Source organism: Polaribacter sp. IC066, from assembly GCF_007997085.1.
GTDB lineage: Bacteria > Bacteroidota > Bacteroidia > Flavobacteriales > Flavobacteriaceae > Polaribacter.
This window is the reverse complement of record NZ_VORR01000003.1, coordinates 15,432-28,453: the sequence shown is the minus strand read 5'-3', so window position 1 is coordinate 28,453 and position 13,022 is coordinate 15,432. Positions and strand designations below refer to the sequence as shown.

General features: G+C 31.8%; 11 protein-coding genes. 4 read left to right on the top strand and 7 right to left on the bottom strand.

What is annotated here, in order from left to right; translation table 11 throughout:
* The first annotated feature begins 632 nt into the window (after positions 1 to 632).
* Complete coding sequence (locus ES044_RS01425; protein WP_147117542.1) at positions 633 to 1,025, top strand: hypothetical protein; 393 nt, start codon at positions 633 to 635, stop codon at positions 1,023 to 1,025.
* Positions 1,026 to 1,122: 97 nt separating this feature from the next.
* On the top strand, positions 1,123 to 1,305 hold the full coding sequence (locus ES044_RS01420; protein WP_147117541.1) for a hypothetical protein: 183 nt from the start codon (positions 1,123 to 1,125) through the stop codon (positions 1,303 to 1,305).
* Positions 1,306 to 1,499: 194 nt separating this feature from the next.
* Here the strand turns inward: ES044_RS01420 and fbaA are convergent, their stop codons facing one another.
* Positions 1,500 to 2,567, bottom strand: coding sequence for a class II fructose-bisphosphate aldolase (fbaA, locus tag ES044_RS01415; protein WP_147117540.1), 1,068 nt, complete (start codon positions 2,565 to 2,567; stop codon positions 1,500 to 1,502).
* A gap of 112 nt (positions 2,568 to 2,679) precedes the next feature.
* Positions 2,680 to 5,160 carry a BamA/TamA family outer membrane protein gene (locus tag ES044_RS01410; RefSeq protein WP_147117539.1) on the bottom strand — a complete coding sequence of 827 codons (2,481 nt, stop codon included), beginning with the start codon at positions 5,158 to 5,160 and terminating at the stop codon, positions 2,680 to 2,682.
* A 69-nt stretch (positions 5,161 to 5,229) separates the two neighbouring features.
* On the opposite strand from ES044_RS01410, the gene ES044_RS01405 reads away from it, so the two are divergent.
* Positions 5,230 to 5,961, top strand: a complete 732-nt coding sequence (locus ES044_RS01405) for a TrmH family RNA methyltransferase (protein WP_147186849.1) — start codon at positions 5,230 to 5,232, stop codon at positions 5,959 to 5,961.
* A 130-nt stretch (positions 5,962 to 6,091) separates the two neighbouring features.
* Here the strand turns inward: ES044_RS01405 and ES044_RS01400 are convergent, their stop codons facing one another.
* The 5 genes from ES044_RS01400 to ES044_RS01380 form a co-directional block, all read right to left on the bottom strand.
* A complete protein-coding gene (locus ES044_RS01400; protein WP_147117537.1) occupies positions 6,092 to 6,799 on the bottom strand; it encodes a porin family protein in 708 nt (235 codons plus the stop codon).
* A 2-nt stretch (positions 6,800 to 6,801) separates the two neighbouring features.
* Positions 6,802 to 7,533, bottom strand: a complete 732-nt coding sequence (ubiE, locus tag ES044_RS01395; protein WP_147117536.1) for a bifunctional demethylmenaquinone methyltransferase/2-methoxy-6-polyprenyl-1,4-benzoquinol methylase UbiE — start codon at positions 7,531 to 7,533, stop codon at positions 6,802 to 6,804.
* 138 nt (positions 7,534 to 7,671) lie between these two features.
* On the bottom strand, positions 7,672 to 8,577 hold the full coding sequence (locus tag ES044_RS01390; protein ID WP_147117535.1) for a NifU family protein: 906 nt from the start codon (positions 8,575 to 8,577) through the stop codon (positions 7,672 to 7,674).
* Between the two features lie 104 nt (positions 8,578 to 8,681).
* The gene (locus tag ES044_RS01385) at positions 8,682 to 10,118 is read right to left on the bottom strand and encodes an OmpP1/FadL family transporter (RefSeq protein WP_147186848.1); all 1,437 of its coding nucleotides are present in this window, start codon (positions 10,116 to 10,118) and stop codon (positions 8,682 to 8,684) included.
* A gap of 30 nt (positions 10,119 to 10,148) precedes the next feature.
* Positions 10,149 to 11,285: a hypothetical protein gene (locus ES044_RS01380; RefSeq protein ID WP_147117533.1), complete on the bottom strand. Its 1,137-nt coding sequence runs from the start codon at positions 11,283 to 11,285 to the stop codon at positions 10,149 to 10,151.
* 155 nt (positions 11,286 to 11,440) lie between these two features.
* Between ES044_RS01380 and proS the strand changes: the two genes are divergently transcribed.
* Positions 11,441 to 12,919, top strand: a complete 1,479-nt coding sequence (gene proS, locus ES044_RS01375) for a proline--tRNA ligase (RefSeq protein WP_147117532.1) — start codon at positions 11,441 to 11,443, stop codon at positions 12,917 to 12,919.
* Positions 12,920 to 13,022: the final 103 nt, after the last annotated feature.

Genomic DNA, 13,022 nt, shown 5'->3' with positions numbered 1-13,022 from the left:
TCCTAAAAAGAACATTAGCAGGCTAAGTTAAAGGGCATTTAAAACTTTTTATCCCACACGAGTATTATTTCCAAACCCAAAGATGTTAGCAAAAATTTACATTTTGCCATCTCAGACAATGTAGGCAACAATAAACTAATCTTATCTAAAGAGAGCGCATAACGATTAGCGGGCGCTATTTAAAATTATCACCAAATAAAGATTTTTTTTTTGTAAAAACCAATATAAAAAAATCTTGCATGAATCGTTTTTTGTTTTAGCTTTAGTATTGTAAAAAGGTGTTAAAAGTTAGCTGTCTAGAATAGCTTAAAACTTCTAAAAAAATTGCGCAAAAAAATTACACTTTTTTTTAGTATATTTTGAAAAATTGCTTTGATTACTATAAATTACAACCAAACTTTAGTAAAACTATTTTAAATTTAAAAATAAGTAGATAGGATTATTGCTGGTAACAATTGCTTACCAGAATATCTTTCACCTTATATTTAAATTGCTATTCTGTTTTTAAAAAATTAGTATTTTAAAAACAGAATAAAAACCCCCGCTTGCGGAATTATGAAATATAAAAATCTTGCAAATAAATGACCTACTTAAAATAAATGCCAAGGCAATAATTAAATTAAAAAAAAAACATGAAAAATCTCATTTTAATTATTTTTTGCATTTTAGCAACCGCTACTTTCTCTCAAAACTCTTACGACATAGATCAAAGAAAAGGAAAATTATTTTTTTCTTTGGGTACTGAATTAAGACCCGTACCATTTCGGTCTAAAAATGCAGTTTATAACTCAAGATTTTCTATGGCATCAAATGGTGATGTTCAAAGTTCTGGTATGGCTTTTTCTTATTCTTTTGATTTTTTTATAAATAAAAATTTAGCGATAGGTTTTTCTCAATCTGTTAGATATGATTTAATTACAGAGCCATTAGATGAGATTACAGATAATTTTGGTGTTCGTTCTGCAAACAATGATTTAATTTTTGATTATCACGTTTATTTGGATTATCATTTTCAAAATTTTTAAAAATTCAGAAATATTTGCTAGAATTGGTGTTTCTTTTTTAAATAGGGGTACAGAGTTTGTCTCAAAACGATCTATTTTTGACAATAATGGAAATCTAATGTTTAGCAGATTAAATTCTATGGATGCTGCATATGAACCAGGAAATTTTGCTTTAGGTTATAAAAAAAATAAAACTAGTTTAATGATTGGTATGTATTCTTCTACAATTTCAGAATATCTTGTTGGCTCAACTTATATTATACCTTATGTTGGTTTCAGGTATAATTTAGGTAAATTATAAATAGAATAACAGCCCAAAACTAAATGAAGTCTTGGGTTGTTACTTTTTAGTTTTCTGTTAGAAATGCTTTTGTTTTATCAAGAATAGCCATGTTTCGTGTCGGTCTTAATTTGTAGATTTCAATTCGAGATAGCAATAAAAAAAAGCATCTTGAAATTAATCAAAATGCTTTTATATAATAATTGTGTTAATTTTTATAAAGTATCAACATTATTTAAGTCTGCAAAAGCTTGTTTTAAACGTGCTTTAAAAGTTTCTTCACCTAAACGTAACCACTTTCTTGGATCGTAATGTTTTTTATTTGGCTGATCTGCTCCATCAGGATTCCCAATTTGGGTACCTACATATGCAGCTTTTTCTTGCATATAATCACGAATTCCTTCTGTGAAAGCATACTGCATATCTGTATCAATATTCATTTTGATAACTCCATACCCAATAGATTCTCTAATTTCTTCTAAAGTAGAACCAGAACCACCATGAAATACAAAATCGATATGGTTTTCTTCAACACCATATTTCTTTGTAATAAACTCTTGAGAGTTTTTTAAGATTTTTGGTGTTAATTTTACATTACCTGGTTTGTAAACTCCATGAACGTTACCAAAAGCTGCAGCAATTGTAAATTGCGGAGAAACTTTTAGCAATTCTTCATAAGCATAAGCAACTTCTTCTGGTTGGGTGTATAATTTAGATACATCTACATCAGAATTATCAACGCCATCTTCTTCACCACCTGTAATCCCTAATTCAATTTCTAAAGTCATGCCCATTTTGCTCATACGAGCTAAATAGGTTTTGCAAATTGCAATATTTTCTTCTAAAGGCTCTTCAGATAAATCAATCATGTGAGAGCTATATAAAGGCTTGCCTGTTTCAGCAAAATGTTTTTCTGAAGCATCTAACAAGCCGTCGATCCAAGGTAATAATTTTTTTGCACAATGGTCTGTATGTAAAATAACAGGCACTCCGTATGCCAATGCTAATTCATGAATATGTTTTGCACCCGCAATACCACCTGCAATAGCTGCTTTTTCATTTTCGTTTGATAAACCTTTTCCTGCATTAAATTGAGCGCCTCCATTTGAAAACTGAATAATTACCGGAGCGTTTAATTCTTTAGCAGTTTCTAAAACACCGTTTATAGTATTAGAACCAATAACATTCACTGCTGGTAAGGCAAACCCTTTTTCTTTGGCTAGTTTAAAAATTTCTTGAACTTCTTTTCCTGTGGCAACACCAGGTTTTATATTATGACCCATTTTATGTTTATTTTAGATATTTACTTGTCAAAAGTAATAAAAAATAGTAGGTTATGGTGGCTGAATGCGAATAAAGTAACGAAAACGTTATAGAGTTTACGTGCTGTTTTTATTAAAAAGGATAGTTAATCCCCACATTATAAACGGCGTCGTTAAAACTGTAATTTTTAAACCATTTATTTCCATCTAAATAAGGTTCATAGGTTTTAAAACCAACATCGAACCGTAAAATTAAAAAATTAAAATCTAATCTTGCTCCAAAACCAGAGCCTACAGCAATGTTTTTTAACGAAGAAAGGTTGGTAAATTTAGCTTCTTCTTCTATAAAGCTAGATCCAGAAATATCCCAAATATTTCCGGCATCAATAAATAGAGCTCCTTTTAATTTGCTAACCACATCAAATCGATATTCTGCACTTGTTAAAAATTTAAAATTACCTACGTTAAATTCTAAACCAGAATTTCTGCTACCTGGGCCTAACTCATAAGTTTGCCAAGCTCTAATATCATTAGAACCACCGGCAAAATAACTTTTGGTAAACGGAACGTCTGAATTATCATAGGTTATAATAGCGCCTAAAAATGTTCTAAATCCAAATACGGAGTTATTACCAACATCCCAAAACTTTTTGAATTCAATATCTGTTTTAAAATACTGTGCTAGCGGAATATTTAAAAATGTTTTTTTATTATTTGCGTTTTCTTTATCTGATAATAAACCTAGAACATTGCCAGAGTTAGCCACTCTAATTTTAAAGAAAGAAAAGTTATTATCCTTAAAATCGCGCTGACTATTGTAGGTAAAAGTATAGGCAATTGTAGGGATTAAAAAGTCTGATGTTATAATATTGTATCGATTTAAAATATTTAAACTTATATTGTATTCTTCGGGGTTCGTGTTTTGAAAGCTATTGTTAGCTACCAAAGTATTCATAAAAGAAACGGCCTCTTCAGGGAGGTTTAAAACTCTATTAGCATCATTATAAAATACTTTTGCAACGCTATTTAAACTTTCATATTCAGAATTATAAATGGTAAAAAAGCTATTCACATTAAGATTCTGAATATATTGTGTGTTTAAAATTTCTAATTGAATGGTTTTTTTGTCATTATATTGCCATTTGTAATCTGTGAGTATGGTAAATGTTTGCCGATCTAAACCTATATTTTTTTGAAAACTAGATCCTAAAGAAAAGAGTGTTCTTGGCGACATTGCTTTGGGTACAAATTTGCTTAAACCAAAAGGAGCTAAAAATCTTGGTATTTCTAAAGAAGCATCTGCACCAATTTCCCAACCAGGGCCGGTATTAGAATTAAACCAAGAGCCTAAAAATGATAATTTTAATAATTCGGCACCTTTAAACGCATTTCTATCCGTAATAGAAAACTTACCAGAAACGCCAAGATTACGAACATTAGAGTGTGTTAATTCTGTTTCGGTTCCCAACGTATATTTCTCTAAAGGGGCTAAAAAAACATCCATTTTTAGTTCATTTTCACTGGCAGGATCAGCGGTGAATTTTATGTTGGTAGATTTAAAATTTTGCAAAGATTTTAAATGAGTTCTTGTTAAATTTCTTAAAGTGTCTTTATAAATTTTACCGGGTTTTAAAAAAATAGATTGAGATAAATATTTAGGACTATATTTTAACTTATTATAAGACAAAAAATTGATGCCGTTGTAAGAAACAGAATTTGTAGGAGACTCGTCTTTTCTTGTAAAAGAATAATCGGTAATTACGTTCACCTCTTTTATAGTGTGTATTTTATAAGGTTTTTCTTTGTATTGTCCGTTTTCTTCTATTAACCTATTTTTAGCAATTATAAAATCTACGTTCGTTTTATAATCGGTTCTTGTAGAGTCTACATAAAAACCCAAGGCTGCTTCGGCAAAATGATAAACGCCATTATTTCTAAAAAGCTTTACAACCTTGCTAGCTTCATTTCTAAATACTTGATCTTTATATTGGTCATTTGTTTTTAACAACGTTTCTAAACCAGAGTTTCTGTAAATAGAGTCTAAAACCGGAGATTCTATTTTAATGTGAATGGTATCTAAAAGCGTAGGTTTTCCTTTTTTGATATAATAAGTAACTGTTGCTTTTTTATCGGCAGAATCTTTGCTGATTTTAGAATTTACAGAAGATCTAAAAAACCCTTGGGTTTTATAATAAGCCCATAAATTGTCTGCAGTTCGTTTCACTTTATTGTTGCTTACAATTTCTGGATGCGGATATTTTAAAAACCATTTATTTAAGTTGATAAAATAATTTGAGTAAGCAATACTTTGTTTTTCAGAAAATACTTTCTTTACAAAATTATAAGATTTTGAGTTTTCTTCTGCCCATTCTGTTGGTGTTTCTGGTTTTTCATGATTGCCTAAATTATGAAAATATAAACTTAAAGGAAGCCCGAGAAAACGCGGATTTCGTTTCTGTAAAATATATTTTTGTAAGTTAGAACTTTTGGTTTTTACACTATCTATGTTAATACTATTTTCTGTTAGCATAAATTCTCCTTCTGCAACATGTTTGGTAGCATTACATGACGCAAAAAAGACAGCTAATAAAAAATAGAACGGAATTTTTTTCATTATTTTAGCACTCGAAAGAATATCAAAAATAGTATTTTTCAACGGTTTATTTCTATTTACAATCAATTAATGAGCATTTCAAAAAATCAACTAAAAATTATAACAAGTTTATCTCAAAAAAAGTATCGACAAAAACACAATTTATTTATCGCTGAAGGTAAAAAAGTAGTAGATGAGTTGTTAAATTCATCTTTTGTAATCGATACTTTATTTGCAACTGAAGATTTTATAACGAACATTTCTTCGGATCGTATTGTTTGGGTTTCAGAAAAAGAGCTACAAAAAATAAGTAATTTAAAAACGCCCAATAAAGTTTTGGGTATTTTTAAGATTCCTGATGAAAGATTGCCAGAAAAAAGTGGTTTTACAGTTGCTTTAGATGCCGTAAATGATCCAGGAAATCTTGGGACAATTATACGACTTTGCGACTGGTTTGGTGTTCGTCAATTAATTTGCTCAAAAGATACTGTAGATTGTTATAACCAGAAAGTAGTGCAGGCAAGTATGGGGTCTTTAAAGAGGGTTTCTATAAAATATGTAGCTCTAGAAGCATATTTGCAAGAAACTGAATTGCCAACTTTTATAGCGGATATGGAGGGTACAAATGTTTATAAAACGCAATTGCCAAAAGAAGCTATTTTAATCATAGGAAATGAAGCCAATGGTATTTCTAATGGAGTAAAAGCAATTGTGAAAAATAAAATTTCAATTCCTAGGTTTGGCGAAACGCAAGAAACAGAAAGTTTAAATGTTGCGACGGCAACGGCAATTCTATTAAGTGAGTTTAAGCGTAGTTGGTAGTTTTTAGTGCTTTAGTTTGAGTAAAAAAAGTTGTAAATATATTTTTTCTACTATTGATATAGTAGATTGCTGAAATAAACTCTAAAAAATATATAGCAGAAAAACTCCGTGAATTTCTGTATAATGAACTTTACTCAAAGGCAAAATTCAAGAAAATACCACGAGTTCCCATAAAATTGATGGGAGCCGTCCATTTACTGTCCGGATCATCATCGTATTTTATTTCATTATTAATGGCAAATACACCACGAATAGAGGGCGAGAATTTGAAGTAATTTAAATAAATATCAATTCCCATTCCTACTTCATACATAAAGTTGTGAGTTTTCATTCTAAATTGTCCCGCAGAATTATCGTCTTGATTGGCTTCATTACTAGAGAAATTATAATCGTAAGAAATACCCCCTAATACATACGGACGAATATTTTTATACCGATCTGTACTAAATTTAAAAAGCAAAGGAACATGTAAATACGTAGAGCCAATTTCTCTGATACTATCTTGAGGATTGCTTGAAGAACTTAAATGCTTGAAAATAATTCTTTTTGTATTACTTACTAAGCCCGGTTCGAAGCGCAAACTTAAGTTTTTATGAAAACGTAATTCTGCAATTAAACCTACATTAAAACCAGTACTTGGTTCTACCGAAATAGAAGGATCAAAGATTGGACTATTTTTATAATTTAGTTTAAAATCATTTTGATTTAACCCAAGATAAAAACCGTAATGTATTTTTCTATTATCGAAAGTTGGTAAATTTTCTACACGCTCTCTTTGTGCAAAAACCACAACAGAAATCATTAGAAAAAAACCAAAAAGAATAATTGTTCTATTCATTTTTATTTGCTTGCAGTATAAATTGTAGCCACGCCAAATGTTACAGGAGTGTCTTTTGTATGTGTAAACCCATTTTTTTGTAAAATATTGTTGAAAGCCTCTCCAAAAGGAAAAGAATTTGCAGATGCTGATAAATACGTATAGGCGTCTTTATCTTTTGAAAACAATTTGCCAACAACCGGTAAAAATAGGTTCGTGTATAATTTATAGCCTTGTTTAAAAGGAAATTTGACAGGGTTAGACGTTTCTAAAATAACCAAAACTCCTGTAGGCTTTAAAACGCGTGCAATTTCTTTAATTCCCTTTGCCAAATTAGCAAAATTTCTTACGCCAAAAGAAACGGTAATGGCATCAAAAGTAGCATCATCAAAAGGCATATCTTCAGAATCACCAACAATCATTTCTATTTTGTCAGATAAATTTGCTTTGGCAATTTTTTGTTTTCCAACCTCGAGCATTCCCGCAGAAATATCTAAACCCACAATTCTATCAGGATTTAATTTTGCCATCATTAAGACTAAATCTCCAGTGCCTGTGGCAATGTCTAAAATTTGCTTCGGATTGTTTTTACCCACAATCTCAATCACTTTTTTACGCCACTTAATATCAATTCCTAAAGAAATTACTCTGTTTAAACCATCGTAATTACTAGAGATATTATCGAACATTTGAGCAACTTGCTCTTTTTTTCCTAAATCTGAATCTTTATATGGATTTATTTTTTCTGCTGACATTTTAATTTTGCTTTGGGCTTTATATGCTATGCAGTAAGCCAAATGTTAGTTTTTATACCTTTATACTATAAATTTAAGCTTGTAGCTCTTTTTACGCTTTTTCCTTTCAGAGAAATAGTAGTTAGTACAAAGTGAGTTTTACCCATTAATTGCAACAACTCCATTAATTTGACCTGGTAACATATCTTTTAATAAAGTTTCTATTCCGTTTTTTAAAGTAGCGGTAGAAGACGGGCAACCACTACAAGCACCTTGTAAAACAACGCTAACTATTTTGTTTACTTCGTCATAAGACTTAAAAGCGATATTGCCGCCATCAGCAGCCACTGCAGGCTTTATATATTCATCTAAAATAGTTACAATTTGTGCAGATACCCCTTCTAAAGCAACAACAGGAGCTGCAACTTTAGTTTTGGTTGCTGTTTCTTCACTAGGTAATTCTTTAATAATGGTTTTTCCTTCCACTAAATATTCACGGATAAAAGTTTTTAATTCTGGATAAACTTCATTCCATTCTACAATATCATATTTTGTAACAGAAATATAATTATCAGAAATAAATACCTCTTTTACAAAAGGAAAGGAGAAAATTGCTTGCGCTAAAGGCGATGATTTGCTGGCTTCATCACTATTTTTAAACTCAACATCGGTTTGTGTTAAAGCTTTACTACAACCAAATTTCATGACCGAAGGGTTCGGCGTAACTTCTGCATACACCTCTATCACTACTTTTTTTGTTGTGGAGGTTGTTTCTGTCACAACTACGTTTCCATCATTTAAATAAGCTTCAATTTGCTCTGCTACTTCTTCTTGAACATCAAGCCACTGAACAATATCAAAACGTTGAACAGCAATAAAATTAGCAGTCACAAAAATCTTTTTTACAAAAGGTAAATAGAATAGCTCTTGTGCTAAAGGTGAGTTTTTTGCTTCATCAATATTTGTAAATTCATAGCTACCACCGTTTATTAAAATTGTGGAGCTATTGAATTTTAAAATGGTATCGTTTGTTGTTTCTTGAATTGTAATTTTTGTCTCTTGCATACACTTAAAATAAGCTGCAAAATTACGGGAAAAAAACTGGATTGTAATAAAAAAGACCTTGTATGTTTTGTAAATACAAGGTCTTTTTTAGAAATGATTTTTATTTATAAGCTTAAACTTACGGAAGCGGTAAAAATGCTATTATCGATTGTTAAATTTGCTGCACTATTGTTAAAGCCTGAATAAAAACTATGAGCAGCTGTTCTGTTGTTATTGCTGTAAGCAAAGTCTAACTTAAAGTTCCCAAAGTTATAGCCACCGCCAAGGGAGTAGCCTTCTATATCGCCAAAATTAGTAATACTGTTATTTGTTAAACCACTAGTTGTGTGTGGTGTTTGTTCAAAACTATAGCCTCCTCTTACGCTAAACCTATCAAAACGCCACTCTGTACCAATATTAAAATTATGAGTGTTTTTTAAATTATTTTGAAAAAATTGATTCTCATTAGAGAAGCTTTCATCAGGCGAGAAATCATCACCAGAAAGCCTCATTCTTTGAAAGTTTTTATTGTTGTAATCAAAACTTAACAAACCGTTTTTACCAAAAATAAAAGCTGTACTTGCTGTTAGGGTGCTAGGTGTTCTAAACCTATAAATTACAGATTGTAAGGGGAATCCTCCTAAATCTGTATTTCTGTAAGTATCATTGCTATCACTTACTACTATTTCCGCATCTCCAAATAATACTTCATTTTCTGTAATATTACTATCTTCAATAATTTCTGTAAAATAGGTTGGTGTTTTGTATGATAAACCGAATCTAAAATTTTGATGGGCCTTATAAATAAAACCAATATTTGCAGAAAAACCAGTTCCGGTAGTAAAGTTTTCTTGATATAAAAAGGCATCTAATGTGTTGCCATCAATATCGCTATTAAATTCGCTTAAAGTAGATTGTTGGCTAAAATTTAAATCGTAAAAATTAAGACTTACCCCTAAATGCAATTTATTTTGATGAACAGAAGAAAACGCCACGTTAAATTCACTTAATTTACCACCGTACGTATTGTTGTAACCTTGCTCATCTGCAAAATCATAAATAAGAGCTGGGTCATTTGTATCTTTAGGGAAATTAGTGAAAGTAGTAAAACCACTGTTACCTTCTGCTAAAAAGCTATTGTTAAAATCTTTTGTAATTCTATAATTAAAACCGATTGCAAATTTGCTCCAGTTGCTACTATGGGCACTATCAAAAACTAAAACCGCCCCTGCCTGCGATAAATTTATAAATTGGTCTTGTGTGGTTACTGCAGTTCTATTTAACGATTGATTGCCGTAAACCGAGGTAATATCAGAACTTCTAGCATTAAAACTGCCTGTAAACATGCTATTGTTAAAAACAGACAAACCAGCAGGGTTCACATTTATAGAAGATATATCGCCACCTAATGCGCCAAAAGCACCACTCATTGCTGTAAAACGTGCAGAACCATTATGGTCGTTTTGAGAAAATAAAATTCCTAAATCTTGGTATCCCAAAGATTGAGAAAAAGACGTGAATGCAGTAGCGAAAAAGGACGCTAGGATAAAAAATCGTTTCATAATTTTGGTGTTATATGTAATAATTTTATATTAATTTCCTCTTCTAGAAGAAGATCTGCTACCTGAACTTCTTGAACCAGAGCTTCTTGAAGATGAAGAACCGCCACTTCTTGTAGAAGATGATCTTGAACTTCTGTTAGACGTAGAGGTTGCTCTTCTGTTGTTAGAAGAAGAACTTCTGGATGAAGCATTTCTACTATTGCTAGAAGATCTTCGTGAGCTAGCATTAGAATTTCTAGAGCTTGTATTAGCGCTTCTTGTTGAATAATTTCTTCTTGTTGGCACAGAACTTCTTTTAATCGTTGATGAGCTTCTTCTTGTTGAAGCACTTCTTCTTGTAGGGCTTGTGCTTGTGTTATTTCTGTTAACGGTGTTAGATGATCTTCTGTTCGCTACAGTGCTATTGTTATTTCTAGTACCAACGGTTGTTCTGTTTCTTGAAGTTACGTTTCTATTTCTAGTTATCGCACCATTATTGGTTCTTCTGCCGTATCTATACTCTCTGTAAGAACGGTTGTTGTATCTATTGTTTCTAAAGCCTATACCATTATAATGATTGTTAAACCCCCAGTTGTTATAGCCAAAGTTTCTGCCAAATCCTCCTCTAAAACCCCAGCCGTTATTAAATCCCCAACCATTGTTGAATCCCCAGCCATTGTTAAAACCATAACCGTTATTAAAACCCCAGCCATTATTGAATCCATTATTAAACCCCCAACCATTATTAAACCCCCAACCGTTGTTGAAGCCCATGCCCCAATTATTGCCGAACAAAAAAGGATCGTTCATTAAATTCACATTTACAACAACATTGTTGTCTTCATAACCCCAAGGCTGACTCGCGCTGTAATTTAATGTTTCGTCACTAATTTCATCGTTCACAAAAGCAGCATTAGAATTATAAGAATCTACATCGGTAAAAATCTGATTAGCTTCTATTCGCTGTAAGTTTTCTAATGTTTTGGTGAAGTAATCTTCTTCATATTTTTCAAACTGTTGTTCGTTAACAACAATTACTTTTTTATTTTCTTGTCTCGGCGTAACGTCTCCATAAATCCCGTCATCATTGTAAACACTTTGGTATGTGCCACAAGAAACCAAAAATAAATTAGCCGTTACAAATAAGATTAGTCGGTTTAGCTTTACGTTTTTATAAGATAGTTTCATAGTGATATAATTTTAAGTGAATACTTTTTAATAAAAATTTTTGCTTTTAAAACTCTTAAATATAGTAGTTTTGTGCTAATTTTAAAAACGATATGATGTTTTTAACAAAAATTTTCAGTTATAATAATACAATATCTGTGCCAAAGTAAAAGATTATGAGTAAGAAGTTAACGAAAAGAACAGAAGATTATTCTAGGTGGTATAATGAATTGGTAGTAAAAGCTGATTTGGCAGAAAACTCTGCTGTAAGAGGCTGTATGGTTATAAAGCCTTACGGATTTGCTATTTGGGAAAAAATGCAAGCAGAGCTCGATAGAATGTTTAAAGAAACAGGGCATGAAAACGCTTATTTTCCCTTATTTGTTCCTAAAAGTTTATTTGAAGCTGAAGAAAAAAATGCAGAAGGATTTGCAAAAGAATGCGCTGTTGTTACCCATTATAGGTTGCAAAACGATCCTGATAATCCAGGGAAGTTAAGAGTAGATCCTGATGCGAAATTAGAAGAAGAATTGGTGGTAAGGCCAACGTCTGAAGCTATTATTTGGAGTACTTATAAAGGTTGGATTGAATCTTACAGAGATTTACCGCTTTTAATAAATCAGTGGGCAAATGTAGTACGATGGGAAATGAGAACACGTCTATTTTTAAGAACCGCAGAGTTTTTATGGCAAGAAGGTCACACCGCACATGCAACAAAAATTGAAGCAATCGCAGAAGCAAAACAAATGCAAGAGGTGTATGCCGAATTTGCAGAAAATTTTATGGCAATGCCCGTTGTAAAAGGAGTAAAATCTGATAGCGAACGTTTTGCAGGTGCTGTAGATACATTTACAATTGAAGCTTTAATGCAAGACGGTAAAGCACTGCAAGCAGGAACAAGCCATTTTCTAGGTCAGAATTTTGCCAAAGCTTTTGATGTTAAGTTTACGTCTAAAGAAGGAAAGCAAGAACATGTTTGGGCAACTTCTTGGGGTGTTTCTACACGTTTGGTAGGTGGGTTAATTATGACGCATTCAGACGATTTAGGATTGGTTTTACCGCCTAAACTAGCGCCAATTCAAGTGGTTATTGTGCCTATCTATAGAGGTGAAGAGCAATTACATGCAATTTCAGAAAAAATGGATGTAATCGTGAAAGAACTGCGTGCAAAAGGAATTTCTGTAAAGTTTGATGGAAGAGATACGTACAGGCCAGGTGCCAAATTTGCTGAATATGAGTTAAAAGGTGTTCCGGTTAGAATAGCGATTGGAAATCGTGATTTAGAAAATGGTACTCTAGAAATTGCCAGAAGAGATACTTTAGAGAAACAAACAGTGAATCAAAATGAAGCCGTTGTTTTTATCGAAAAGCTTTTAGAAGAAATTCAAAATAATTTATTTAACAGAGCAATTGAGTACAGAAAAGAACATACAACCGAGGTAACCACTTTCGATGAATTTAAAAAAGCAATAAAGAATAAAGGTGGTTTTGTTTCTGCTCATTGGGACGGAACAGAAGAGACAGAGGGCAGAATTAAAGAATATACCAAGGCAACAATTAGATGCATACCAAATGACGCAAAAGAAGAAATAGGGCTTTGTGTGTTAACAGGGAAACCATCAACTAAAAGAGTGCTTTTCGCAAAGGCATATTAATTAATAAATAGTTTTTAAAAAGGTTATTTTTAGATGTGCATAGAAATTATAATTCTTGGTAAAATTTACGTTTAAGAGGGGTGTTTTATGTGAATCAAAAAAA